Here is a 25,430-nt window from a genome sequence, read left to right on the forward strand (position 1 = left end):
TCCTCGTTGGCGGGTTGACCAGATTCCGCGGACTGTTCAGGCGAGATCACGATGCTCCATCAGCATTGCTTCAGCGGCCCCGTGCCGCTGGGCAGATTGAACCAGGCGTAGGGGATGTAATTCTCGCCCTGGAATTGGATCTTGATCCACTGCGTGCTCTTCTTGCCGCCGTAGGGCTCGGCGTTGACGCTCACGTTGGTGTTCGTCTGACAGATGGCGACGTAGCTGTCCGGGGCGTAGACGTCCCCGACCACGGTGCCGTTCTGCGACGGGGTCTTGTATACCCAGATGCCGCCGTTGCTGGCGCCGCGGCCGCAGTAGCTGTTGACGGTGCACACGACGGTTCCCTTGTACACCGGGGTGCTGATCGACCCGCTGCCGCTCGCGGTCATGCCGGCCGTGTTCGTGATCGTCACGGTGTAGCTGTAGTCGGTGCCAGGCCACAGCCCGTTCATGGTCAGCGAGCCTGAGCAGTTGCCCTGCACGCCGCCGGCGCCGGCCACGTCGAGCCGGCAGGTGGCCGGCGCGCCACCTCCGTCGGTGGCGGTGAAGCGGGCCGTGATCGAGTTGAGCGCGGCGGTGTCGCCGCCGTCGTCGACGGTCATCGTCGGCTGGGCGAGGGTGTCAGCGGCGCCGGAGGCCGCGGCGCCCATCCCCGCTTTGTTGATCGCCCGCAGCTGGATCGTGACGTGCTCGGCGTCCTTGAACCCGCCGAACTCGTGGGTGAGTGTGGTGTCGATGCTGATCTTGGTGCCGTTGACCGTCGCCTCGTATCCGGTGATCGGCGTGCCGTTGTCCTGCGGCGCCCTCCACGACGCCACGACCGCGCCGCGCTTGTCGACCACCGCCTTCACGGTCAGCGAGCCCGGCGTGCCCGGCTTGTTGAACGGCACCACGGACGGGCTCAGCGGCGACTGCTCCGAGCTCGCGCCGATGTCGTTGATCGCGGCCACCCTGAACGCGACCTGCGTGCCGTACGGCAGGTCGCCGGCCGGCACCGTCAGCGACGGCTGGGCGGACTCGTAGGTCTTCGACTCCGCGGTGGATACGCTGGTCACGACATACTTGGGGATCTTGTGGCCCTGCCCGTTCGCGGCCGGCCAGGTCACGGTGACCGTCCCGTCCGGGTTGGCGGTCGCGGCGACACTTGCCGGCGGATCGGGCACCTCGCGGGTCGGCACCACCGGGTTGGCGGCCTTCTTCGGCCCGTTGCCCTTGGCGTTGACCGCGTAGACGGTGAACTTGTACGTCTGGCCGTTGGTCAGCCCGGCGAGGTCCAGCGAGCGCTGGCTGGCGCCCACCTCGTGCGGCGGCTGCCCGTCGCCCTCGACCACATACTTCGTCACGGCGCTGCCGTTGGGCGGGGCGGCGGTCCACGTCACCCGCGCGGTCGCGTTGCCCGCCACCGCGCTGACCCGGCTCGGCGCGCCCGGCGGGCCGACCGGCGGCTTCGTCGCCGGCGGGGGCGGCGGAGCGGGCGGTGCGTCGCCGCCGAGGACGTCGTTGGCGTATTTGTCGACGGTGGTCACGTGGTTCTTGCTGTCCACGACCCGCGCGGTCGAGCCGCCGGGCGCGTTGATGAACATGCGGTCCTCGCGGACCTCGATCTCCAGCGGCTTGCCGCCGGCCTGGATCCGGATCGGCTCGAGCGCCTTGCCCTGCGTGTCCAGCACGTAGACGGTCCCGGTGGCGTCGTCGGCGCAATACAGCCGGCCCGCCCAGGCCACACACGGCTGCAGCTTCGGGCTGTCGCCGGGCACGGCGAAGTCGTGGACCGCGTCGTTGTTGACGACATACACGTGGCTGCCGTCGATGATGGTGACCGGCACATCGCCGCCGACCGTGCGCCCGGGCATCGCGCTCTCGCCGTCGAGGTGCAGCGGCACCTTCTTCACGGCGTCGCCGCGCAGCGTGGTCAGGGCCGTGGCGGTCTTGTCGAGCACGGCCACGCCGGAGTCGAGGATCGACAGCGTCAGGTCGTGGCTGGGGTCGGCGACGCCGACGGTCTTCACCTTCACCGGGTTGCCGGCGAACCCGCCGCCCTGGCCGCCGGAGGGGGAGGCCTTCTTCGCCGGGGCGGGCTCGATCGCCACGACCGTGCCCTCGGACGGCACCAGCAGCCACAGCCGGCCACTGTCGTCGAACGCGCCGCCGGAGATGCCCGGCGGGAAGCTCAGGGTCTCGCCGACCGGCAGCAGCGTCGCCGGGTCGAGCTGGCGGACCTGGCCCTGCACGGTGTCGACGACGAACGCCCTGTCCTCCTGCACGGCCACGGTCACGCCCAGGCCCGGCATCGACTGTGTGGTCGCGCCGATGCTGAGGCTGGACAGGTCCAGCACGCTGATCTTGCCGGTGTTGAGGTCCCGGAGGATGACGAACCGGTCGCTCTGGGACACCTGCATCGTGTGGCCCTGCGCATCGGTGATCTTGGTGCGCGTGTCGACCTTGCCGGTGACCCCGTTGACCCGGGCGAGCTCGCCCTTGTCGGTGCTCCACAGCCAGGCGCTCACGTCGAAGCTCGCCACCGCGTGGTTGGCCGATCCGGTGCCGAACAACGTCAGCCCGAGCACCGAGACCAGGGCCACGACGGTGCCGAGTGTCACCAGCCCGCCGAACTTGCGCGAGCGCAGGTTCAGCCGCATTGCCCCACCATCCCGGCCCCCTCCCGAAAACCGGCGCCCATCATATTCCCGTCGATGTGTGGTGGATACCCGTAGGGTGCGCTCAGTACCTTTGTTGACACGCACGGTGGTGTGGCGTTCATTTTCGCGAGGTGCACGCCAGGTCGGAGAGCTGAACGTCCTGCGTGCCGTAGACCGCGGCGACGGTGAAGCAGTACTCGAGCTTCGGATTCAAGCCGTTGATGGTGACCTGCGTGCTGCCCGCCGGCAGGCCCTGCAGCTCGCGCATCGCGCCCTGCGCCCCGCCGGCCACCACGAACGGCACGCTGCCGCCGCTCGGGTCCTTCCACGTCAGCGTGACACTGGACTTGTCGTCCCTGAGCTTCAGGCCGCCCGGGGCCCGCGGGTTGCCGGCCGGCCCGGCGCCCGGCGCCGCGGACGGCGGGACGGACGAGGGCGGCCCGGTCGACGGCGGCGCGGCGGTCTCGTCCCGGCTCGCCGCGAAGTACGTGACGGCCGTGGCGATCCCGCCGCCGAGGACCGCGACGACGACGATGACGAGGATGGCGACCAGCGGTGAGCGGCGCCGCCGAGGGGAGCCGTCGGACGGCAGTGGCGGTGCGGTCGCCGCCGCCGTCGGCACCGGGGCGGCCTGCCAGGACGGGCCGGACATCGGCTCGTGGCCGGGGCGCCGCAGCACCCCGGGCGCGACCCGCTGCCACGGCGCCGGGTGGTAGTCGTCCTCGTCCAGTTCATCCAGCTCATCTGGATCTTCCGGATCACCGGCCTGCGCGGCATACCCGGATGCCTGGACGGTCCGCGGCGACATCGCCGGCCGGTCGACGTCCCACGCCTCCGGCTGAGAGACCGGCCGTTCGTCGGCGGGTGGTGCGGACACCGGCTGCGGTGGCGGCGGAGGTAGCGGCGGGGCCGGTGGGACGGTGGCGTGTGATGGCGGCGGCGTCACCGGGTCGAACGTCGGCGGCGGGCGCTGCGGCACGTGCACCGCTCCCGCCGGCTCGGGCAGGCCCAGATACCGCCGGGCCGCGCGCACGCTCGGGTGCCCGTCGCCGAGTGCCTGCGGCCCGAGTCTGGCCAGCTGGCCGTAGCGGCGCTTGGCCTCGAACACGTTGCCGAGCTCGTCGGCGATCCGGGCCAGCTCGTAGGACAGGCCGAGCATCACCGCGTGCCCGTCGCCGAGGCGGTGGTGGCCCGCGGCCAACGCCTCCTCGAGCACCCGGCGCGCGTCGCCGAGGTCGCCGAGCTCGACGTGGTGCCGCGCCAGCTGGCCCATCGTGGCCAGCACGTCGGGATCGTCCGGCCCGAGCGTCGAGGCGGCGGCGGCGAGCGCCCGGCTGAGCAGCGTCAGCGCGCCCCGTTTGTCGCCCTGGGCGGCGATCGCCCGGGCACCTTGCACGGCGTTGGCCAACTGGGCGGACGAGGACACGCGGATACTGTGCCCTGTCCACCTCCCGGGGCGCCACCCGTTGGGGCGGACATTGTGTGACGAGCCCGTGGCGGCGTGCTTCGCCGGGGCCGGGTCGGGCCTGCGATCAATACTTGTCAGATGGCGAAAGAATCGCTGAGCCCGCTGCCCGGCGCGCGGGAGGGCCGCGACCCGTCCCGGGCCATCAAGCGCGGCCCCAGCCGCGTGCCGCCCGAGGTCGTCGCGGCCAACCAGCGCGAGCGGCTCTACGACGCGCTCGTGCACACGGTGGCCGAGAAGGGCTACGCCAACGCGACGGTCAGCGACATCTGCCGCGCCGCGGGCGTGACCCGCCCGGCCTTCTACGCGCTGGAGCTGAGTACGCCCCCGAAGGGGCCGGCGTCCGGCAAGCCGGCGCAATGCCGGATCACCCCTTGACGGCTCGGTGGCGAGAGGGCCGGACTTATCCGATATCTCGGGTAAGTAAGTTCGTGCAGCATGTGCCTGCGGCCGGTTCCGTCTTCGACGGCTGCCCGGATATATCCGATATTCCGTATGAAGGCGGATTGGGTGGCCAGCCGCTGTGTGGATGGTCCGGGTGCGCCGCGCGCGCCTACCGAAATCAGGTCAGGACGGTGCGCGGCGTCAACCGGCCGGGCAGGGCCGAGCGCTGGTGCGGCACCCGCGGCGCGGGGGAGCGGCGCAGGACGGCCCGGAACGTGCCGGGCGACTGGCCCGTCTCGCGGGCGAAGAAGCGGCCGAAGTTGGTCGGCTCCTCGAAGCCCAGCCGCCGCCCCACGTCGGCGACCGGCAGCCCGCTCGTGGCCAGCAGCCGCTTGGCCTCCAGCGCCACCCGCTCGTCGATGAGCTGCTTGGCGCTGCGGCCGGTGACCGCGAGGCTGGCCCGGGTGAGCGTGCGCACGGAGCAGCGCAACTGCTCGGCGTAGTCCTCGACGCGCCGGTGCCGCACCTCGCGCTCCAGCTCGGCGCGCAGCAGGCCGATGAGCAGGTCGGCCGGGCCGCGCCGGGGCGCGGGCGCCAGGGCGGCGATGCGCATGAGCAGCACCGCCACCGAGTGGGCCAGCAGCGTCTCGCCGAACGGGGTGCCGCCGTAGCGGATCTGGTCGACACCGATCTGGGCGATCTCGGCGACGATGGCCTCCTCGTCCTCGCCCGCGGGCTGCCAGCAGGCGGGCGCGAACGGGTCGGCGACGAGTTCCGGCAGCGGCAGCTCGGGCAGCAGCGACGGCGAGAACGTCAGCACGGTCGCGTCGAAGCCCGTCTGCCCGCCGAACCGGTGCACCTGGCCCGGGCGGCCCCACAACAGGGTGCCGGGGCGGCAGGCGTACGTCACGAAGTCCAGCTCATGCGTGCCCTGACCGGCGCTGACCAGGATCACGACGTGGTCCGCGGTCCGCACGGCGCAGCGCCCGATCGGCAGGTCGCTAAGCCGCGCCGCGCTGACGGGATCACCGGTGAGGCCGAAACTGACCATGACCAGCCCGACTGTACCGAAGGTGGGCCGATCGGCAACCGCTGGATCACCCGGCAATCGCCCTGCGGCAGGCCTACACCCGGATGCCGGCCACCGCCAGCTCGGCGATGCGGACCTCCTCGAACGCGGCGCCCACCTCCGCGAGCCGCTCCTCGCTCAGCGCCTCGCGCAGCGTGGGCAGCAGTTCGTCCTCCTCGTGCACCACGTGCCGCGCCACGGTCGCGATGAAGTTCTCGAGGGTGTCGTCGAAGCCCGGTCCCTCGGGCGAGATGCGCTGCAGGTCGTGCAGCAGCCGCTCGGCCTCGTGGTGCTCGTCGGCGCCGGTGTGCGCCTCCTCGCGGGCGTGCGCGTCGAGGCCGGCCAGCACGGGGTACACCTTCTGCTCCTCCGCGTGGCTGTGCGCGGTGAGGCGGGCGGCGCACTCGTCCAGCAGCAGCTGGCGGTCGCCGCGGCCGGAGCGCAGGCGCTCGAAGAGCCGCTCCATGACCCGGTGGTCGTTCGTGATGAGTGTGACGGCGTCGGAAGCCATGGTTTCCTCCTATGTGCGTCCCTTCCACGGTCCCGCGTCGCGGGCAGCGGCGTGGCGGAATGGGCGAACCGGTTCGCCCAGAGTGCGCACAGTGCCCCGTCCGGCGTCGCCATCGCCGGGGCCGGGGAGGTGGTCGGCCTGCCGGTCGGGCGGATGAATGCCCTGATCCGGACCGGTTCGCGGAGTCCACGGCGGTGCCGGCCCGGCTCGGCTTCGGCGGTCGCCCGTGCGCCGGGCCCCGGGCAGTCGGCGTGGGCGGCTGAGATATTCGCCGCGGCGGAAACATTGTCGGAAGAAGATATCCGGGTATGACAATAAGTGACCCGTCGTAATCTTCAAACTTCATTCCGTGTTGTTACGGCAGCGTAAAGTTCGCGTCGCGTCGGGGCTGTTCACATCGGAAGATGTCAGTTAAAAATACCGCGAGTACAGCCGTTTGGGTCCGTACGTGTTGGCCAAGAACCGGGCGAACGGATGAGTAGGAATGAGGCGATCGGCGCTCGATCGCGTACATCGGTATTGACATGGATCGGCCGAGCTGTGATCGTGCACAACGTCGATGCGAGTTCCGGGACATTGGGTGCCAGAGCGCCTGCGCCGGCTTGGCCCGCGTCCGACACGCATTGTCAATCTCGGATGCCTGCGGGGACTTTTCGTGACCCAAAGCCAGAGCTCGCTGCCCGTGCCCGCCCAACGGCACGGTCGCGACCCGCGGCAGAGCCCCGAGCACCGGTCCGCCCGTCACACCGCCGCGCTCACCCGTCGCGAGCAGCCGCCGCACCGCGGCGAAGAGCAGCCGCGCCGGCAACGTGCCGGCCGGCGCATCGTCGACCAGCTCCGCCTCATCGTCGCTGTCCCGCTCGTCGCCGTCGTCGTCTTCGCGGGCGTCGCGTTCGTCTCCACCGTCCAGGAGGTGAACCGGGCGAGCACCCTGCAGGACCTCGCCGCGCTCGCCACCAACGCCGGCGGCCTCGCCCACGCGCTGCAGCGCGAGCGGGCCGCGGCCGTCAACGTCGTGCTCAGCAACGACGCGGCGCTGGCGGAGGCCTACCAGCAGCAGACGACGCTGACCGACGACGCGGTCCGGGTCTACCAGCAGCGCCGCCGCAGCCTCGCCGGCAGGGGCTCGGAGAGGCTGTCGCGCATCGACACCGGTGTCAACGCCATCACCGGGCTGCGCGATCAGGTCCGCAACGACAAGCGGGCCTCGGTGTCCGCCGTCGCGTTCAGCTACCGCATCGTCATCGCCGACCTGCTGGCCTACCGCGAGTCGGTGGCCCGCTCCGGCGCCCCGACCGACCTCGCCGACGAGATCCGCGCCGCGGCCGCGCTCTCCCGCGCCGCCGAGGCCGTCGGCCAGCAGCAGGCCGCCGTGCTGCGGGCGATCGCCGCCGGGCAGCTCACGCCCGCGCTGCAGCAGGAGATCACCGCGACCCGCACGAGCTTCATCGAGGCGACGGTCTCGTTCAACCAGCTCGCCCCGGCGCGGTGGCGCAGCTGGTACGAGCAGGCCGGCATGGGCGAGCAGGTCGTCGCCGCGCAGCGCCTGCAGGATCAGGTCGGGCGCACCGCGACCGGCTCGCCGATCGAGCTTGACTCCGCCGGCTGGATCAACGCGATGTCCGGCTGGGAGGGCCTGCTGTACCAGGTCGAGCAGCAGGTCGACGAGAGCGTCGAGCAGTCCGTCGCCGTGCTCCACGACGACCAGGTGACCCGCGCCGTGCTGCAGAGCGCCGGGGTGGCGATCGTGCTGCTCGTCGCGATCGCGCTCACCGGTGTCGTCGCCCGGCGCCTGACCCGGCGGCTGCGGTATCTGCACGACGCCGCCCGGACCGTCGCCTACGAGCAGCTGCCCTCCATCGTGGCGGACCTGCGCGCCGCCGCGCCCGGCACGGTCGACCCCGACGAGGTCGCCGCCCAGGCGTCCTCGACCCTGGTGGTCGGCGGCGCCGACGAGGTCGCGGACGTGGCCCAGGCCTTCCGGGCCGTGCACCGCGAGGCGGTCCGGATCGCTGGTGAGCAGGCCGTCATGCGCTCCAACGTCGCCGAGATCTTCGTCCATCTGTCCCGCCGCGAGCAGCGGCTGGTCGACGCGGTCCTGGCCCAGGTTGACAAGGTCGAGCGGGACGAGACCGATCCCGACCGGCTGCAGGAGCTGTACCAGCTGGACCACCTGGCCACGCGGATGGCTCGGATCAACCTGAGCCTGCTGGTGCTGGGCGGCTCCGGCGCCGCCCGCGTGCGGCGCGAGGACGCGCCGCTGGGCAAGGTGCTGCAGGCCGCCATCTCCCAGATCGAGCACTACGTGCGGGTCCGCTTCGGCAGCGTCGACGACGTGGTGGTCGTCGCCGAGGCGGTCGATGAGATCGTGCACCTGCTCGCCGAGCTGCTGGACAACGCGACCACGTACTCGCCGCCGGAGTCGGAGGTCTGGGTCACCGGCCAGGCGCTGGGCGACCAGGTCATCGTGCGGATCGTGGACACCGGCGTGGGCCTGTCCTCGTCGCGGCGGGAGCAGCTCAACCAGCTGCTGGCGCACCCGCCCACGATCGACATCGCCGCCGTGCGCGCCATGGGTCTCACCGTGGTCGGGCACATCGCCGCGAGGTATGACATCGAGGTCCAGCTGCGCCCCGGCCAGCCCGGCGGGACGCTGGCCGAGATCGTCATCCCGGCAGAAGTGTTCCGAGCGGCCCCGCAGCCGCCGGTCACCGTCACCGCCGAGCACGTCGGCAACGGAGGCCGCCCGGCGGGCGACCTGTTCACGCCGCAGCGGCCCGCCGAGCCCGACCTGTTCGAGGTGCCGGAGCGGCAGTGCTCGACGCAGGAACTGGCCTCGGTACCGTCGGCGCAGCCCGCCCCGCAGACGGCCCCGCCCGGCCCCGGCATGTGGCCGCCGCTGCCCGAGCCGGAGGTGCCGGCGATCCTGGCCGTCGCCGACGACGCGATCGAACTGCGGATCTTCCAGTCGGTCAACGGCTGGTTCCAGAACGAGACGCCGCCCGACCTCGAGACGATCAGCGAGCCGTCGAACTGGGAGTCCGGCGCCGACGCCGGATGGCAGGCCGCGGCCGCGGCCGCCACGCCGGAGGTGAGCTCCACGACCGCCGCGGGTCTGCCGGTTCGCGCGGCGGGGCGCCACCTCGTGCCGGGCGCGGCCGAGCCGGCAGCCCGGCCCGGCGTCGCGGTCCTGCCGAGCACGCCGAAGCGCGATCCCTCCCGGGTCGCGGCGGCCATGTCGGCGTACGCGCGCGGCGTCGTGAACCGACGCCCGCAAGGCTGAGCCTGGCTTGGGGGGAACCGTTGGATGTACCTGCGACAGCTGGAGAGGACCACGTCTGTGACCGACCCGAGTAATCTCGGTTGGCTGCTGGATAACTTCGCGAGCCGCACACCCGATGTCAGCCATGCGCTGGCGATCTCGACCGATGGCCTCGTGCTGGCGCACACCCGGGCACTACCCCGGGACCGGGCCGACCAGCTCGCCGCCACCGGCAGCGGTCTCGTCGCGCTCCTCGCCGGCGCCGCCCGCTTCTTCGACGCCGGCCAGGTCATCTCCAACGTGACCCAGCTCGACGGCGGGTTCATGTTCTGCATGGCGTTCAGCGACGGTGCGTCGCTGCTCGTGCTCGCCTCGCCCGACGCCGACGTCGGCAAGGTCTCGTATGAGATGACCGAGCTGGCCAACCGCATCGGTGACGCGCTGACCCCAGCCGTGCGGGGCCCGTCGTGACCGATCCGTACCGGCGCACGGGGCACCCGACCGCAGTCAAGATCATCGTTGCGGGCGGCTTCGGTGCGGGCAAGACCACGCTCGTCGGCGCGATCTCCGAGATCCCGCCGGTGACGACCGAGGCCGTGATGACCTCCGCCAGTGTCGGGCACGACGACAGCACCCTGGTGCCGGACAAGGGCAGCACCACGGTGGCGATGGACTTCGGCCGCATCACGCTCGCCTCCGACCTCGTCCTATACCTCTTCGGCACCCCGGGCCAGAAGCGGTTCTGGTTCATGTGGGACGAGCTGTGCCGGGGCGCGATCGGCGCGGTCGTCATCGCCGACACCCGGCGCTTGGCGGACTGCTTTGGCGCCATCGACTACTTCGAGAACCGCCACCTGCCCTACGTCATCGCCGTCAACAACTTCGAAGGCGCGGCGCGTTACCACGTCGAGGACATCCGTGACGCGCTGGCCGTCCACCGCGGTGTCCCGATGCTCGACGCCGACGTGCGGTCGAGGGCGTCGGCCAAGCAGATTCTCGTCGCCGTGACCGAGCACGCCCTCGCGCAGCGCGCCGGCGCTCGCCGATAACCCTCAAGGAGAACAATGTCCCTGCAACGACGTCTGGTCAGCGTCGCGCTGGCCACCGGCCTGGTGCTCGCGGGCGCCGGGTGCGCCAAGGACGATGCGAAGTCCGGCGGCGCCGGTGCGGCCTCCACCCTCAAGATCGGTTTCCTCGGCTCGCTGAGCGGCACCTACCAGGCGGTCGGCACCGACCTGAAGAACGGTTTCGAGCTGTACCTCAAGTTGCACGACAACAAGCTCGGCGGGCACCCGATCGACCTCAAGATCGGTGACGAGGGCGACGGCGCGCAGACCGCGGTCCCGGCCGCGACCAAGCTCATCAAGGACGACGGCGTCATCGCCGTGACCGGCATCGTCGGCGGTGGCTCCGTCGCCGCCGTGGCGCCGCTGCTGAGCGAGGCGAAGATCCCGCTGATCGGCTCCAACGGCCGCCCCGAGCTCAAGGACCTCAGTGGCGTGTGGACCACGAGCTTCATGTCCTCCGACCCGGGCCAGGGTATCGCCCAGTACATCAAGGACAAGGTCGATGGACCGGTCTTCGCGATCGGCCCGGACTACCAGGGTGGCTACGACGAGGTCGGCGGCTTCACCAACGAGTTCACCAAGATCGGCGGCGCGCTGGCCAACCCCAACGGCAAGACCGTGTGGACGCCGTTCCCGCAGACGAACAACTTCCTGCCGTACTTCAGCCAGATCAAGTCCAGCGGCGCCAAGGCGGTCTACACCTTCTACGCCGGTAAGGCCGCGATCGACTTCGTGAAGCAGTACAAGCAGTCCGACGTGAAGGACATCCCGCTGTACGCCGCGTTCGTCACCGAGGGCAGCGTGCTGCAGGCCGAGGGCGACGCCGCCAAGGACGTCTACACCGTCTGCAACTACTCGCCCGACCTCGACAACGAGGAGAACCGCAAGTTCGTCGCCGCGTGGCGCCAGGCCTACCCGAACGCGACCCCGACCACGTACGCGATGGCCTCCTACGACGCCGCGGCCGTGCTCGACCGGGCCATCGGCGCGGCCGGGCCCAGCCCGACCTCGCAGTCGATCAACGAGCAGCTCGCCAAGCTGGGCCAGATCTCCAGCCCGCGCGGGCAGTGGCAGTTCGGCAAGAACCACGCGCCGATCCAGAAGTGGTACCTGCGTCAGGTCCGCAGCGACGGCCGCGCGCTGGCCAACGTGCTGGTGCAGGACCTCGCGACGGTCGGCGCCTAGCCCGTTGGACGAATACCTGATCCCGGCGGTCGACGGCGTGGCCTACGGCCTGCTGCTGTTCGTCGTCGCCGCCGGGCTCACCCTCGCCTTCGGCGTGGGCGACGTGCTCAACCTGGCGCACGGGACGCTGTACGCGTTCGGTGCGTACGCCGCCGCCGAGATCAGCGACGGTAGCTGGGGCTCGCTCGCGCTCGCGGCGCTCGTCGGGGCCGCGACCGCGGGCGCTGGCGGCGCGCTGCTGTCGGTCATGCTCGTGCCGCTGGCCGGCCGCGGGCACCTCGCGCAGGCGTTGCTCACGTTCGGCATCGCGCTGGTGGCCGGCGACCGGCTCATCGCGCTGTTCGGCAAGGACGACCTCGGCGTGGTCGTGCCGGCCGCGCTCGACCGGACCGTGCGCCTGGCCGGGCACAGCTACCCGGGGTACCGGCTGGCGCTGATCGGCGTCGCCGCGCTCATCGCCGCCGGGCTCGCGCTGCTGGTGACCCGGACCCGGGTCGGCGGCCTGGTGCGGGCCACCGTTGACGACCGGGACATGGTCGCCATGCTCGGCATCTCCCCGTTCGCGGTGCGCACCGGCGTCCTCGCCGGCGCGGGCGCCCTGGCCGGCCTGGCCGGCGCGCTCGGCGCCCCGATCATCGGCCCCGGCCCGCGCACCGCCGACACGGTGCTCATGCTGTCGCTCGTCGTGGTGGTGCTCGGCGGCATGGGCTCGATCGCCGGCGCCCTCGTGGCGGCCATCGCGGTCGGCGAGATCCAGACCGTCGGCGTCGCGAACTTCCCGGCCGTTGCCCCGTTCGCGCTCTTCGGCGCCATGGCGATCGCGCTCGCCGTGCGGGCCCGGGGCCTGCTGCCGTCCGGGCGACCCACATGAGATGGATCCTGTACCCCGCGACGGCGGCCCTGCTGGCGCTGCTGATCTCGTTCGCGTGGACGCTGAACGACTACGCGAACCAGATGCTCGCCCGGATCCTCATCGTCGGCCTGCTCGCGGTGAGCGTCGCGCTGCTGACCGGCGTGGCCGGCCTGCCCACGCTGGGCCAGACCGCACCCTATCTGATCGGCGCGTACACCACCGCCATCCTCGTGCACCACGACGTCGACCTCGGCATCGTGCAGCTGCTCGGTGCGGCCGCGGCCGGCGCGCTCTTCGCGCTGCTCACCGCGCCGCTGGTGGTCTACGCCCGTGGCACCGTGGTCCTCATGATCACCCTCGCGCTCGGCGAGCTCACCACGACCGTCGCCGGGCGCTGGAAGTCCGTCACCCACGGCACCGACGGCATGCTCGCGCTCGGGCGGGTGGTACCGCTGCCGGGCCTGGCCGCCCTGGACACGGACGGCGCGGTGTACCTCTACACCCTCGCCGTGGTGACCGTCCTCGTCACCGCGCTGCTGCTCGCGCTGCGCTCGCCCGCGGGCGCCCTGCTGCGAGCCACCCGCGACGACGCGCGCCGGATGCGGGCCAGCGGGCACCCGGTCGCCGGATACCTCACGGCCGCCTATGTCGTCGCGGGTGCCCTGGCCGGCGTGGCCGGCGCCCTGCTGGTGACCGTGCAGTCGTACATCTCCCCGAACGACGGCGGCTTCGACGTGGCCGCGCTGATCCTTCTGGCGGTCGTCATCGGCGGCGCCACGTCCATGATCGGCGCACTGGTCGGCGCGGGCCTGGTGGTGGCCACCCGGGACTGGCTGGCGGGCGCCGGCCACGCGCCGCTGCTGCTGGGCTGCCTCTTCATCGTCTGCGTGTACCTGCTGCCCAACGGCCTGCTCGGCGACCGCGCGGCGCTGTTGCGGCTCCGCACGCGCCGGCCCGCGGCACCTCCGTCCCGCGACGCCGCCGCCATCTCCGAGCAGATCTCCGAAGACAGGGCGGCGCGATGATCCTGCGGGTGGAGGGCCTCGGCCGCAGCTACGGCGACCTGGCCGCCCTCGACGGCGTCGGCCTGGAGCTCGCGCCGGGCGAGCGACGGGCCCTGATCGGCCCGAACGGCGCCGGCAAGACGACGCTGCTCAACCTCGTCGCCGGCGCCCTGCGCCCGACCGCCGGGCGGATCCACTTCGCCGGGCGCGACGTCACCCGCATGTCCCCAGCGCGCCGGGCGCGGCTGGGTATCGGGCGCACCCACCAGCACCCCGCCGTCTGGCCGACGCTGTCCGCCCTCGACAACGTGCTCGTCGCGGCCCGCCGGCCGTGGGGACGGCTGCGCGCGGGCGCCCGCGATCGCCTCGCCGCGGCCGGGCTCGCCGACCTGGCGGGCGTGCCGGCCGGCGCGCTGTCGCACGGCCGGCGCCGGCAGCTGGAGCTCGCGATGGCCCTGGCCGGCGAGCCGTCGCTGCTGCTGCTCGACGAGCCGGCCGCGGGCCTCGCCCCGCCGGAGGTCGAGCTGCTGGCCGGGCTGCTCGCCGAACTGCCGGACGGGGTCGCCGTGCTGCTGGTGGAGCACCACCTGGACCTGGTGTACGGGTTCGCCGACCACGTGACGGTCCTGCACTCCGGCCGCCACGTCCACACCGGCACCGTGGCCGAGACGCGGCGCTCGCCCGAGGTCGCCGCCGCCTACGCGGGGGTGCGGCCGTGACGCTGGTGGTGGAGGGGCTGCGGGCCGGGTATGGCGGCGGGACCGTGCTGCACGGCGTCGACCTCACCGTGCCGGCCGGCACGGCACTGGCCGTGCTGGGGCGCAACGGGGCCGGCAAGACCACGCTCGTGCACACCGTCTGCGGGCTGCTCAAGCCGAAGGGCGGCAGCGTGCGCCTCGACGGGGAGGAGTTCGCGGGGCGGCCCGCACACCGGGTGGCCCGCGCCGGGGTGGCGCTGGTGCCTCAGGGCCGCCGGGTGTTTTCGAGCCTGACCGTCGCCGAGCACCTGCGGCTGTCGCGGCGGCGGGGGGAGTGGACGGCAGCGCGCGTCCTGGAGCTCCTACCCCGCCTCGGCGAGCGCCGGCGCAACCGCGGCGACCAGCTCTCCGGCGGCGAAGCGCAGATGCTCGCCATCGCCCGGGCGCTGCTGACCCAGCCGCGGCTGCTGCTGCTCGACGAGCCGTGCGAGGGGCTGGCGGCCGACCTGGCCCAGCGGGTCCGCGCGGTCGTCGCCGAGCTGGCCCGCGGCGGGCTCACCGTGCTGCTCGTGGAGCAGCAGCCCGAGCATGCGCTGGCCGTGGCGGACCGGGTCGCCCTGCTCGCCGAGGGAGTCGTGGCCGGCACGCACACCGCGGACGAGCTGCGCGCCGACCCGTCGCTGACCGATCACGTGCTGCGGGTCGCCGCCCGGTGAGCGTTTCGGCCGCGGGCCCGGCCGGGTTACGTTTGCGCGCATGGGCGAGTCGGCGCAGTGGACGCGGTTCGACGACGGGCGCCACCGTCTGGACCTGCTGACCGCGAGCTACCGGCGGCACCAGTTCACCCGGCACAGCCACGTCAGACACGGTTCTGCGTCCGGGTGAACCGTTTGGGGGAGCCGTGGCCGGGTAACTGCGGCTGCATGGATGCCGTGCAGCGAGGAAGCACCAAGCATGGAGCGGTCCTTGACGACCGGCTGCGGCACGAGGCGAAGCTCGAGGCCCGTCAGGTCGACCTGGGGGGTGAGGGGGCGCGTCCGGGCGGCGCGCCGCCCGGCATGACCGCCGACGAGGTGGACGCGCGTAGCAATCTGGGCCGGTACATCCCGAAGGCGAGCCTGCCGGGCGACCGCGACGACCTGATCGCCGGCGCGTCGGAGATGAACGCGCCGGACGAGGTGCTTGATGCCCTGGAGGCGCTGCCGGAGCAGGTGGTGTTCGAGACCGTCAACCAGGTCTGGGCGGCGCTGGGCGGCCGGAACGAGGATCCGGCGCGGCGGCCGTAGCCTGCCGCGGGCCGGCCTCGGTCCCGGGTGGCGCCGGCGGCGGCGCGGGGCGGATGGTCCACCAACGCATGGCGGGTGCCTTCTGCTTCCTTCTGCGCGGCCGGCCCCGGGGCCGCACGCCCCGGGACCGCGTCTGTGGGTTGTCAGTCGGCCAAGATGGCGTACAGCTTGCGGCGGGTCTCGGTCAGCACCTCGAGCGCCTGTGCGCGCTGCTCGTTCGTGCCGTTGAAACCGACCTGCCGCAGTGCGTCCATGATCCCGAACGCGGCGTCGCGGAACTCCTGCGCCTGCGAGACGTTCTCGTCGCCATACTCCTGCCAGGGCGCGTTCTGCGCCGCGGCCTCGGCCTCGGGACGCCCGGTCTCGGTGAGCACGAACCGCTTGCGCCCCCCGCTCTCCTCGGCGGAGATGAGCCCCTCGTCCTCGAGCATCTGCAGGGTCGGGTAGACCGACCCGGGGCTGGGCCGCCAGATGCCACCGGTGCGCTGCTCGAGCTCCTGGATCATCTCGTATCCGTGCATGGGCCGCTCGTGTAGCAGTGCGAGGACGGCCTGGCGCACGTTCGGCCGGCCGCCGCGTGAGCGCCCCGGCCCCCTTCCGTGCCCGTGGTGACCCCAGCCGCGCCCGCCCCCGGGCGGAAACGGCGGGATGAAGCTGCCGAACCCGCGTTGCCACGTTCCGGCCTCAAAGAACCCGTGTCGCGACCTCATGATCGCATCCCCTATCCGTCGAACCGTCATCTGATAGTTCGACGATATATCGGGAACCTATCGCCGACAACCCTCTTCCGATAATCGGCTCACCGGGGGTTCGGCTCGAAACGGGCGCGGAAAACGCCGTGGCGCGCCGCGTCGGTGAGGACGGGCGCGCCACGAAGGAGTGCGGTCAGCTCAGGACGATGACCGAGCGGAGCACCTCGCCGCGCTCCATCTTGTGGAAGGCCTCCTCCACGTCGCCGAGTGAGCCGGTCTCCGTCACGAACCTCTCCAGCGGCAGGCGGCCCCGCAGGTGCAGGTCGATGAGCATCGGAAAGTCGCGACTGGGCAGGCAGTCGCCGTACCAGCTGGACTTGAGCGCGCCGCCGCGGCCGAAGACCTCCAGGAACGGCAGCGTCAGCCGCATCTCCGGGCGGGGCACGCCGACGAGCACGACCGTGCCGGCCAGGTCGCGAGCGTAGAACGCCTGCTCGTAGACCTGCGGCAGGCCCACCGCCTCGATGACCACGTCGGCGCCGAAGCCGCCGGTCAGGGCGCGGATCGCCTCGACTGGGTCGGTCTCGCGGGAGTTGACGACGTGGGTGGCACCGAATTCGCTGGCCCAAGCCAGCTTGCGCGCGTCCACGTCGACGCCGATGATCGTGGTCGCGCCGGCCAGGTGCGCACCGGCGATGGCCGCGTTGCCGACGCCGCCGCAGCCGAAGACGGCCACGGAGTCGCCGCGGGTGACGTTGCCGGTGTTCACGGCGGCGCCGATGCCGGCCATCACGCCGCAACCGAGCAGGCCGGCGACCGTGGCGGGGGCCTGCGGGTCGACCTTGGTGCACTGCCCGGCGGCGACCAGCGTGTGCTTGAGAAACGCGCCGATGCCCAGGGCGGGGGAGAGCGGGGTGCCGTCGGCGAGCGTCATCTTCTGTTTCGCGTTGTGGGTGTTGAAGCAGTACCACGGGCGCCCGCGCACGCACGCCCGGCACTGGCCGCACACGGCGCGCCAGTTGAGGATCACGAAGTCGCCGGGGGCCACCTCGGTGACACCCGGGCCGACGGACTCCACGATGCCCGCCGCCTCGTGGCCGAGCAGGAACGGGAAGTCGTCGCTGATACCGCCCTCGCGGTAGTGCAGGTCGGTGTGGCAGACGCCGCACGCCTGGACCTCGACCCGGGCCTCGCCGGGGCCGGGCTCGGGTACGACGACGGTCTCGAGGCTGACTGGGCGGCCCTTACCCAGCGCGACCACGCCTTGCGTCTTGATAGGCATACCTGTCGTCCTACCAGACAATCGGCCGTGCGAGGAGGCGCTGAGGCGTACCGGCTGCTGCGCAAGGCGTAGCCCCGCAGAATCGCTGAATCGGCTGACCTCTCGTCGGCAGCCCGGCACCATGATGGGAGGGGATTCGCGCGCTGGCGCGTGGGTAGGGGGCACCGATGAAGGTCGCACTGCTCGGCCCGATCGCCTGGCGCACGCCGCCGCGGGCGTACGGGCCGTGGGAACAGGTCGTGTCCCTGCTCGCCGAGGGCCTCGTCGCCCGCGGCGTGGACGTCACCCTCTTCGCCAGCCTCGACTCGATCACCTCCGCCCGCCTCGACGGCGTCGTGGAGCGCCCGTACAACGAGGACGCGAGCTACGACGGCCGGGTCTGGGAGGCCATCCACGTCGCGCACTGCTACTCCCGCAGCGGCGAGTTCGACCTGGTGCACAACAACCTTGACTGGCTGCCGCTGGCGATGAGCGAGTTCTGCCGCACCCGCCTGCTCACCACCGTGCACGGGTTCTGCTCGACGTCGATCCTGCCGGCCTACCAGCGGGCACGCTCGGCGTACGTGTCCATCTCCGATGCCGACCGCGGCCCGGGCCTCGACTACGCCGCGACCATCTATCACGGCATCGACGCACGGCAGTTCCCGTTCCGCGCCGAGCCGGGGGAGTCACTGGTCGCGTTCGGCCGCATCCACCCCGACAAGGGCACCGCGGAGGCGATCCGGATCGCCCGCGCGGCCGGCCGGCGGCTGCTCATCTGCGGGCCGGTGCACGACGAGCGGTACCACGCGGACGAGGTCATGCCGCACGTCGACGGCGAGCAGATCGTCTACGCCGGCAACATCGGCCCCGCGCAGCGCGCCGAGGTCCTCGGCGGCGCGGCCGCGCTACTGCACCCGATCGGGTTCGCCGAGCCCTTCGGGCTGTCCGTCGTGGAGGCGATGGCCTGCGGCACGCCCGTGATCGCCTATGCGCTGGGCTCGATGCCTGAGGTCGTCGACGAGGGCGTCACCGGCTACCTCGTGGCGAACGCCGCCGAGGCGGCCGGCGCGCTCGACGACGCGCTCAAGCTCGACCGCGTCCGGGTCCGCACCCGTGCGCTCGAACGCTTCTCCGCCGAGCGCATGGTGGACGACTATCTGCACCTGTACCGGCGAATCGTCGGCTGAATCCCGCTCCCTTGCGTCACCAAAGGCTGGCGTTGCGTCATCGGCATCCCTAAGCTCGCAGGGCGGAGGGGAACTTTGGGCGCTGTCGATGTCACTGACCGGCTGGACGAGATCGGGCGCCGCATCGTGGGCTGGGACTTCCCGGGTGCCCGCGACGCGGCCCAGCGGCTGCTGGACGAGCCCGGCCTCTCCGACGACGACCGGCTCACCGCCCGGCGCCTGCTCGCCGAGGTGCTGCGCGAGCTCGGCGAGCTCGACGCGGCGTATGACCTGGCAGACGCCGTCGCCGCACAGGCGGAGCGGCGCTACGGCCCGGCGCACCGCTCGACCGTGCACGCCGTCGCGGTGCTGGCCGCGGTGCGCCACGACCACGACGAGTGGGACGAGGCCGAGCGGCTCTACCATCGGGTGCTGGACAGCGGCATCGACGAGGACGGCGCCGAGCCGGTGTGCCGCGCGGTGCGCCTTGCCCGGGTCAACCTCGCCCTGCTGCAGCGCGACCGCGGCGAGACGGCGCTCGCGCTGAGCATGCTCAACGCCGCATACGTCCTGCACCGCCGCGAGTATGGCGCGGACGACCTCGACACCATCAGGATCGCGGCGGAGCTGGCCGCGCTGCAGCACGCCGAGGGTGACGTCGTCGCCGCCCGGCGCCTGTTCACGCTGGCGCACGCCGCGGCGCGGGCGCGCCTGGGCACGCGGCACCCGTTCACCAAGGCCGTCGAGTGGGAGCTGGCGGCCGTCGAGCCGCCGATGCCCTCCGCGCCGGTGTCGTCACCACCCGTCAGGGATTCGGCGCCCACCGTCGTTGATTCGGCCGTCGATCCGGTCGTCGATCAGATCTCTCCCGAGCCGTCGGTGCCGCCTGAGCCCCCGCCGCCCGATTCGAGGCCGCCGCGGCCGGTGCGGTCCGTGTGGCCGCTGCTGTCCGTGGTGGTCGTCGTCCTGGGCGCGGCGGTACTCGCCGTGCTCCTCGTGTGGCACCGGCCCGCTCGGGCGCCGTCGCCGCAGGCCGCGAACTCCCCGGCGGCCGGCGGCACCGCGGTGTCCTCGCCGGCGGCGACCGGCGCCGCGGGCACGCTGCCGGCGGCGGTCGCCTCGCCGCCGTCGTCCTCCGTGGCGGTCGCCTCCCCGCCGTCGTCGCCGGCCGCTGTCGTGGTGCGTGATCTGCGGCTGCGGGACGGCCGCACGGAGCTCACCGTCACCTGGACGGCGCTGCCGGTGACCGTGGTCGTCGCGCTGTCCCGCGCCGAAGCCCCCGCCGTGGTGGTCACCACCGTGCCGCCGGGCACCGCGCGGTATGTGATCCGCGGCGTGGATCCCGGGGTGCCGTACTGCGTCGTCGTGGGCCCGGTCGACGAGGCGGTCGCGCTCACGCCCGCCACGTCGGTGTGCACGGGCGATCGCTGAGAGTTCCGGCCGATGGCCACCCGCCGATTTTCCGTGACCAGGCTCGGCATATCTCAAGGTTCGCCGGGTATAGTCCGGCCGATGCGTTTTACCGACCGGACTCTCAACCGACTACCGCCGCCCGTGGCGGAGCTGCTGCGTAAGTACCGTGAGACGGTGAAGTTCGTCATCGTCGGCGGCCTCTGCTACGTGGTAAGCCTGGTTTTCAACTACACGCTGCGCCTGACGGTGCTCGATACGAAGCCGGTCACCGCGCTCACGATCGCCAATGTCATCGCGACGGTGGTGTCGTACTTCCTCAACCGCGAATGGTCCTTCCGCACCCGCGGCGGCCGGCGTCGCCACCACGAGATGCTGCTGTACTCCGTGGTGAACGGCATCGGCGTGGCCGTGAACTCGGCGCCGCTGTGGATCGCGCAGTATGTCTTCGGCCTGCACGTGCCGAACGTGAGCCGCGCGGTCGAGGAGGTCTCCGACTTCATCTTCGGCATGGTGATCGGCGTGGCCCTCGCGATGGTCTTCCGCCTGTGGGCCTACCGCGTGTGGGTGTTCCCGCACGACGACGTCCGCCCCGCCCCGAAGCGCCACGAGGTCCCCACCCAGGCCGCGGTCCCGGCCCCGGTGGCGACCGACTCGACCGGCGCCTGAGCCGCCGTCCCCGTCACACCCTCGGCACGGCGCGAACTTCCCGGCGATCCCCGTTCCCGTAAGCCGAACGGCTGATCCGACCTGTCATCCGGCGCTCGCACCGGATTTTTCCGAAATTTCGGGCGTATTCGCTTCGCGGCGCCGACGGCGGGTCAGAACACGATGTGGCCGGTGTCGTATTCGGCCGGGGCGCCGAGCATCTCGTGGACGCCGGCGATGCGCAGCTGGCGGTGGACGAAGGGGCTGGCCCGCCAGATCACCATGTGCACGCCCTCGGTGCCGGACTCGCGCTGCGCGCCGACCAGGGCTCCGACCGCGGCCGAGTCCAGGAACGTGACCAGGCCGAGGTCCACCCGCAGCACCCTCGGGCGGCGCTCGGTGGCGGCGGAGACGATCTCCTGGCGCAGCGTGGCCGCGTTGCTGTGGTCGATCTCGCCTCGCACGGACAGCACCGTCGATCCGTCCATCGTGACGTTGGTCGTCACCGACATGGTCATGGCGTATCCCAGCTGGTCACGCGAACAGCATAAGAGCACTTCGGGCGGGGCGCAGCGGGCAGTGTGCCCAGGGTCACCGGCGGGTGCGCGAGAGGATGCGCACTATGCCTCGCCCGGAGGCGGGTCGCCGGGGATGTGGTCGGGACAGTGCAGGCGCAGCTCGCGGTGGCCGAACGGGGCGTCGACGAACCAGCAGTGGTGGGGGGTGTCCGTGCCCGGGTGGCGGTACCCGTCGAAGAAGCGGCACGACAGGCACATCCGGGTGGCCGGGATGCTGCCCTGCCGCTGCATCAGGCCGATCTTCGCGGTGACCATGCGCAGCAGGCGCGCCTGCTGGTTGTCGCTCAGGGTTTCGACCTCGGACAGCAGCTCGTCGGCCCAGTTGGCCGGGGCCGGCGTGGTGGACAGGCCACGGTCGGTGGCGGCGACGCGCATGTCGCGTGCGGCATACGACGGGGCGGGGCGCATCTCGACCAGGCCCTCCGCGATCAGCGGGGAGAGCAGCGCCATCGTGGCGGCGACCGAGGAGCCCAGTTCGCCGGCCAGGTCGGAGAGGCGATACTCGCGGTCGCGGCGGCCCAGCAGGAGCATGACCTGGCGGTAGGCCGGGGGCAGCCCATAGTCGGGCTCCGGGCCGTCGGCTGGGGCCATCACGGCCACCCTGAGCAGCCCGGCGACGAGCTTCTGGGCCCGCACTTCCTGCGTCACGGGGCACCTCCCAGTAAGGAGTTTCGTGTCTGCACCCTAATCCCACACATCGATCAATGGGGTCCGTACGCGACAGAATCCGCCTCAGGGGTACCGGATGAATGCTCAGCCTTTGAAGACGCCCAGCGTCTTGAAGGCGTGGTTGGGGAAGATGGCCGCGGAGTCGCCGACGCCGAACCGCTTCTTGAGCATCTCGGCCAGGACGTCGCGGTAGTCGTTGGCGCCCGCCACGTCGCCCTGGTCGAGGGCGGACGGGGCCAGGCCCGGCCAGTTGCCGTGCACCTTGCCGCCGCTCAGGCCGCCGCCGAAGAGCAGCATCGCGTTGCCGTGGCCGTGGTCGACGCCGACGTTGCCGTTCTCCTGCACGCGGCGGCCGAACTCGCTCATCGTGACGACGGTCGTGTTCTCCAGCAGCGGGCCGATGTCGGTGCAGAACGCGCCGATCGCGTCGGAGAGGTTGGTGAGCGAGTTCTTCATGTCGCCGGCGTCGACGCGGCCCAGGTTGGTGTGCATGTCCCAGCCGCCGACGTCGAGGGCGGCGACGCGCAGGCCGACGCCGGCCTTGAGCAGCTGGGCGATGTCCTTGAGACGGTCGGCGAGGCCGCCGCCGGGGTACTGCGCGCCCTCGGCCGGCCGGTACTGCGTCGTGGCGAGCTTCTGCGCCGTGCTGATGGCTCGCAGCGTGCTCGCCGCCGTGGTGGCCAGCGGGTGGTCCAGCCCGGTGTACAGCGTCTTGAGCGCCTCCATCGTCTGCGAGCGCATGCTGTCGTTGTCGATGCGGAAGTCGCGCATGCCGTTGAGCACGATGGCCTGCTCGCCGCCGACGAGCGAGCGGGGCAGCGCCGAGCCCTGCGCGATGGCGCGGAACGTCGTGCCGGGTCCCATCCGCGCGAGCACCCGGTCGAGCCAGCCGGTGCGCACCGCGACCGAGGCGGCGCCGCGCTCCAGCGCGTCCTGGGCCTGGAAGTGGCTGCGGCTGGCGTCGGGCGAGGCGACGGCGTGGACCGCGGCCATCTTGCCGGACTGCCAGAGCGGATAGAGGGCGGTCATCGCCGGGTTGAGGCCGAAGCCGCGCCCGGCCGGCAGCATCGCCGCCATCGGTACCGCGATGTTGGGCCGCAGCTGCTTGTAGTTCGGGTCGTCACCGGGTGCCACGACGGACAGCCCGTCCATCCCGCCGCGCAGGAAGATGACGATGAGCGTGTTCGTGTTGTCCTCGGGCGCGGCGAACGAGACGCGGCTGGTCACCAGCTGCGTGCCGAGCGCGGCGACGCCGACGAGGCCCGCGCCCCGCACGAGCCGGCGGCGGGTGAAGCCCTTGCTCCACTTGTCGCGCTCGGCGGCGAGTTCGTCGGTGACCTGCTCCGCGTGCACGCGGACGGCGGCCTCGCACAGGTTGGGGCCGTGGCGCCGCAGCTCGCCGAGGTCGGCCGGCCGCCGCTCGCCGGGCGGCAGGGCATCGGCGCGGCCCCTACCGGTTTCGTCGGGAAAGTCGCTCATGGCTCACCGCAGCGCGTGGTAGACGGAGTCGAGGATCAGCGGCGCCAGCAGGGGCAGTTTGCCGCCGAGGTTGCTGTCGGTGACGCGGGTGTCGGCCTTGGCGCCCAGAAACGTGATGAGCGCGTCCTTCTCGGGCTGCCGCATCGGCTGGAAGACCAGCCGGTTGGCCAGCACGTCGAGGTATGTGCCGAGCGTCGCGGCCGGCTGCGTGACCAGCGTGTCGGCCTTGGGGTTGTCCAGGCCCTTCCACTGCCCCTGGACGAACGCCCGATGCGCGTTCCAGGACTCCAGCATGCCGGCGGCCGAGCTCCACGCCGTGGCCACGTCGGGGTAGCCGTCCGGCGGCCCCCAGCCCAGCGGCGGCTGGCCGAGCTTGTTGGTGAAGTTGTGGAGCTCCTCGAGCGCCTTGGCGGTGTCGGAGCCGGGTTTGGTGCCGACCACCCGCGCCGTGGCCACGAAGTTCTCCAGCGGCCGGCGCGTCTTGAGGCCCGTGGCGATCCAGAACTCCAGCGACCGGAACAGCACCTTGAGCACGGGCACGATCGCCGAGCCGCTCTCCTGGTAGGTCTTGGCCAGCCGGTCCACGAGCCCCTGCGGCGGGGTGTCGCACACGAACCGGACGCAGAGCTTGCGGGCCACGTAGCGCGCGGTCGACGGGTGGGTGGCCAGGTACAGCAGGTAGGCGTCGCCGACGGCCAGGCCGTCGCCGGCGGACTTGTTGGCGTGCTGGAACCCCAGCACCTTCACCGCGCCCGTCCAGTGCTTGTTCCGTTCGTAGCGGAACGTGCCGTCGCGCGTCGCGGTGCGCCCGGTCATCAGGTAGGCCGAGTTGCGCACGTCCTTCTCGTTGTACCCGCCGTCGATGCCGACGGTGTGCAGCTCCAGCAGCTCGCGCCCGTAGTTCTCGTTGACGTTGCGCATGTCGGAGGAGGTGTTGTCGAGGTATCGCATCATGGCCGGATCGCGCGCGGACGCGATGAGCATGTCGGAGAACCTGCCCAGCGCGTGCTTGCGGATGACGCCCACGTCGTACGGCCCGCGCACGTCCCAGCCGCCGTCGAACGGGCTGGTCACGTTGAGGTGGTTGTTCCAGAAGTCGACCATCATCTCGAACAGCTGCCGGCTGCTCCACATCTGGCGGGCGAGCACGGCGCGGGTCAGCTCGTGCATCGGCTTGTCGTCGCCGTCCTTGACGGCGGCGCGGATGTCCGCGGTGGACATCGTCGCGGTCGGCACCGCCTTCAGCGCCGCGTCGGCGACCGGGTCCTCGATCTTGTCGGGCTCCAGCTGCTGGTCGATCCACGCGTCGATGCCGATCCGCTTCACCAGCGCGACGTCGGCCGGGGTCGGCCCGAAGGTGGCGCGGCGCAGCAGGTGCAGCACCGGGTCGCGGTTGAGCGGCGTGGGGAAGCGCGCCGTGGCGCGCATCGCGGCGACGGCGGCGGCCGAGGGCGTGTCGGCGGTGCCGGAGGCGCCCAGGTCGTTGAGGTCGCCCTGGCCGCTGGTGTAGCTCGAGTCGCGGTTGGAGAACGAGCCCGCCTCGCGCGGCGAGACGTTGCCGCCGCCGCTGCCGGTCTTGACGAACTCGTCGGGGTCGACCGCCGGCGGGCCGAACATGGCCGCCGCGCCGGAGCCGAGCGCGCCGAGGGCGGCGGCGCCGCCGCCGAGGGCCATGAGTGCCTGGCGGCGGTTGCGCGTCAGCTCGTGCAGGGCGGGCCGGCCGGTGCGCAGCCACGCGGGCACCGGGCCGCCGGCCTTGCGGCGGGCGGCGGGCGCGCCCGGGGCGGGCTCCGAGCCGGTGCCGCCGGCGACGTCCCGTGCGGACTGCAGCACCCGCGGCATCGGGAACTCGCCGGTGTAGTCCGCGAAGAACGCGCCTTGCACCTTCTTGGGCGCGTCGCCCGGGTCGTCCGAGAAGAGCCGTTCAGGCACGCATCGGAATCTAGTGAGCCGACGATCGCCCCTCAAGCCGGGCCGCGCGAGGGGGCTTCAACTTTGTCTTTCTTCTGGCTTAAGCCAGCGGCCTTCTTCGTGAAACGGTCGAAAACCGACGCGTTTACCGGCTTCGATGCCGGTTACCAAAAGTCATCTCTTCCGC

Annotated in this window: 24 protein-coding genes; 14 read left to right on the forward strand and 10 right to left on the reverse strand. The window is 72.1% G+C overall.

Annotated elements, in window-relative coordinates; all coding sequences use genetic code 11:
* Positions 1-59 precede the first annotated feature (59 nt).
* Entirely contained in the window at positions 60-2,642 is a 2,583-nt protein-coding gene (locus AB0367_RS09910) for a fibronectin type III domain-containing protein (RefSeq protein ID WP_366225841.1), read from the reverse strand.
* Between the two features lie 118 nt (positions 2,643-2,760).
* Positions 2,761-4,068 (reverse strand): tetratricopeptide repeat protein, encoded by a 1,308-nt coding sequence (locus tag AB0367_RS09915; protein ID WP_366225842.1) that lies wholly within the window; start codon positions 4,066-4,068, stop codon positions 2,761-2,763.
* A 120-nt stretch (positions 4,069-4,188) separates the two neighbouring features.
* Between AB0367_RS09915 and AB0367_RS09920 the strand changes: the two genes are divergently transcribed.
* A complete protein-coding gene (locus AB0367_RS09920) occupies positions 4,189-4,485 on the forward strand; it encodes a TetR/AcrR family transcriptional regulator (protein WP_366225843.1) in 297 nt (98 codons plus the stop codon).
* A gap of 184 nt (positions 4,486-4,669) precedes the next feature.
* On the opposite strand, the gene AB0367_RS09925 is transcribed toward AB0367_RS09920, so the two are convergent.
* On the reverse strand, positions 4,670-5,542 hold the full coding sequence (locus AB0367_RS09925) for an AraC family transcriptional regulator (protein ID WP_366225845.1): 873 nt from the start codon (positions 5,540-5,542) through the stop codon (positions 4,670-4,672).
* Positions 5,543-5,615: 73 nt separating this feature from the next.
* Positions 5,616-6,071: a hemerythrin domain-containing protein gene (locus AB0367_RS09930; protein WP_366225846.1), complete on the reverse strand. Its 456-nt coding sequence runs from the start codon at positions 6,069-6,071 to the stop codon at positions 5,616-5,618.
* Positions 6,072-6,726: 655 nt separating this feature from the next.
* Here AB0367_RS09930 and AB0367_RS09935 point away from each other — a divergent pair.
* Genes AB0367_RS09935 through AB0367_RS09980 form a run of 10 tightly spaced genes read left to right on the forward strand, consistent with a single transcriptional unit; the run spans position 6,727 to position 15,426 of the window.
* Complete coding sequence (locus AB0367_RS09935) at positions 6,727-9,354, forward strand: nitrate- and nitrite sensing domain-containing protein (protein WP_366225847.1); 2,628 nt, start codon at positions 6,727-6,729, stop codon at positions 9,352-9,354.
* A gap of 57 nt (positions 9,355-9,411) precedes the next feature.
* Positions 9,412-9,804, forward strand: a complete 393-nt coding sequence (locus tag AB0367_RS09940; protein ID WP_366225848.1) for a roadblock/LC7 domain-containing protein — start codon at positions 9,412-9,414, stop codon at positions 9,802-9,804.
* Positions 9,801-10,382: an ATP/GTP-binding protein gene (locus tag AB0367_RS09945; RefSeq protein WP_366225849.1), complete on the forward strand. Its 582-nt coding sequence runs from the start codon at positions 9,801-9,803 to the stop codon at positions 10,380-10,382. Before AB0367_RS09940 ends, AB0367_RS09945 begins: the two co-directional genes overlap by 4 nt.
* Positions 10,383-10,397: 15 nt before the next feature.
* Entirely contained in the window at positions 10,398-11,585 is a 1,188-nt protein-coding gene (locus tag AB0367_RS09950; RefSeq protein ID WP_366225850.1) for an ABC transporter substrate-binding protein, read from the forward strand.
* A 4-nt stretch (positions 11,586-11,589) separates the two neighbouring features.
* Positions 11,590-12,456, forward strand: a complete 867-nt coding sequence (locus tag AB0367_RS09955; RefSeq protein WP_366225851.1) for a branched-chain amino acid ABC transporter permease — start codon at positions 11,590-11,592, stop codon at positions 12,454-12,456.
* A complete protein-coding gene (locus tag AB0367_RS09960; protein ID WP_366225852.1) occupies positions 12,453-13,463 on the forward strand; it encodes a branched-chain amino acid ABC transporter permease in 1,011 nt (336 codons plus the stop codon). The genes AB0367_RS09955 and AB0367_RS09960 overlap by 4 nt, the downstream gene beginning before the upstream one ends.
* On the forward strand, positions 13,460-14,161 hold the full coding sequence (locus tag AB0367_RS09965; RefSeq protein ID WP_366225853.1) for an ATP-binding cassette domain-containing protein: 702 nt from the start codon (positions 13,460-13,462) through the stop codon (positions 14,159-14,161). Before AB0367_RS09960 ends, AB0367_RS09965 begins: the two co-directional genes overlap by 4 nt.
* Positions 14,158-14,856: an ABC transporter ATP-binding protein gene (locus AB0367_RS09970; RefSeq protein ID WP_366225854.1), complete on the forward strand. Its 699-nt coding sequence runs from the start codon at positions 14,158-14,160 to the stop codon at positions 14,854-14,856. The genes AB0367_RS09965 and AB0367_RS09970 overlap by 4 nt, the downstream gene beginning before the upstream one ends.
* Positions 14,857-14,896: 40 nt before the next feature.
* The gene (locus AB0367_RS09975) at positions 14,897-15,025 is read left to right on the forward strand and encodes a hypothetical protein (RefSeq protein WP_366225855.1); all 129 of its coding nucleotides are present in this window, start codon (positions 14,897-14,899) and stop codon (positions 15,023-15,025) included.
* A gap of 38 nt (positions 15,026-15,063) precedes the next feature.
* Complete coding sequence (locus AB0367_RS09980; protein ID WP_366225856.1) at positions 15,064-15,426, forward strand: DUF2795 domain-containing protein; 363 nt, start codon at positions 15,064-15,066, stop codon at positions 15,424-15,426.
* Positions 15,427-15,569: 143 nt separating this feature from the next.
* Here AB0367_RS09980 and AB0367_RS09985 read toward each other — a convergent pair whose 3' ends face one another.
* Positions 15,570-16,136, reverse strand: a complete 567-nt coding sequence (locus AB0367_RS09985) for a PadR family transcriptional regulator (protein WP_366225857.1) — start codon at positions 16,134-16,136, stop codon at positions 15,570-15,572.
* A 175-nt stretch (positions 16,137-16,311) separates the two neighbouring features.
* On the reverse strand, positions 16,312-17,400 hold the full coding sequence (locus AB0367_RS09990; protein ID WP_366225858.1) for an S-(hydroxymethyl)mycothiol dehydrogenase: 1,089 nt from the start codon (positions 17,398-17,400) through the stop codon (positions 16,312-16,314).
* A 167-nt stretch (positions 17,401-17,567) separates the two neighbouring features.
* Here AB0367_RS09990 and AB0367_RS09995 point away from each other — a divergent pair, with 167 nt between their 5' ends.
* From AB0367_RS09995 to AB0367_RS10005, 3 genes are all read left to right on the forward strand, one after another.
* Complete coding sequence (locus tag AB0367_RS09995; RefSeq protein WP_366225859.1) at positions 17,568-18,569, forward strand: glycosyltransferase family 4 protein; 1,002 nt, start codon at positions 17,568-17,570, stop codon at positions 18,567-18,569.
* A gap of 75 nt (positions 18,570-18,644) precedes the next feature.
* Positions 18,645-19,979, forward strand: a complete 1,335-nt coding sequence (locus AB0367_RS10000) for a tetratricopeptide repeat protein (protein ID WP_366225860.1) — start codon at positions 18,645-18,647, stop codon at positions 19,977-19,979.
* Between the two features lie 81 nt (positions 19,980-20,060).
* Positions 20,061-20,627, forward strand: a complete 567-nt coding sequence (locus tag AB0367_RS10005) for a GtrA family protein (RefSeq protein ID WP_366225861.1) — start codon at positions 20,061-20,063, stop codon at positions 20,625-20,627.
* Between the two features lie 152 nt (positions 20,628-20,779).
* Here AB0367_RS10005 and AB0367_RS10010 read toward each other — a convergent pair whose 3' ends face one another.
* The 4 genes from AB0367_RS10010 to AB0367_RS10025 all read right to left on the reverse strand — a co-directional run bounded on the left by AB0367_RS10010 (position 20,780) and on the right by AB0367_RS10025 (position 25,264).
* A complete protein-coding gene (locus AB0367_RS10010) occupies positions 20,780-21,124 on the reverse strand; it encodes an STAS domain-containing protein (protein ID WP_366225862.1) in 345 nt (114 codons plus the stop codon).
* A 102-nt stretch (positions 21,125-21,226) separates the two neighbouring features.
* On the reverse strand, positions 21,227-21,832 hold the full coding sequence (locus tag AB0367_RS10015; protein WP_366225863.1) for a hypothetical protein: 606 nt from the start codon (positions 21,830-21,832) through the stop codon (positions 21,227-21,229).
* Between the two features lie 105 nt (positions 21,833-21,937).
* Positions 21,938-23,332 (reverse strand): DUF1501 domain-containing protein, encoded by a 1,395-nt coding sequence (locus tag AB0367_RS10020; RefSeq protein WP_366225864.1) that lies wholly within the window; start codon positions 23,330-23,332, stop codon positions 21,938-21,940.
* A gap of 3 nt (positions 23,333-23,335) precedes the next feature.
* Positions 23,336-25,264 (reverse strand): DUF1800 domain-containing protein, encoded by a 1,929-nt coding sequence (locus tag AB0367_RS10025; protein ID WP_366225865.1) that lies wholly within the window; start codon positions 25,262-25,264, stop codon positions 23,336-23,338.
* Between the last annotated feature and the right edge of the window lie 166 nt (positions 25,265-25,430).

The sequence above is a fragment of the Dactylosporangium sp. NPDC051484 genome, assembly GCF_040689395.1.
Lineage (GTDB): Bacteria > Actinomycetota > Actinomycetes > Mycobacteriales > Micromonosporaceae > Dactylosporangium.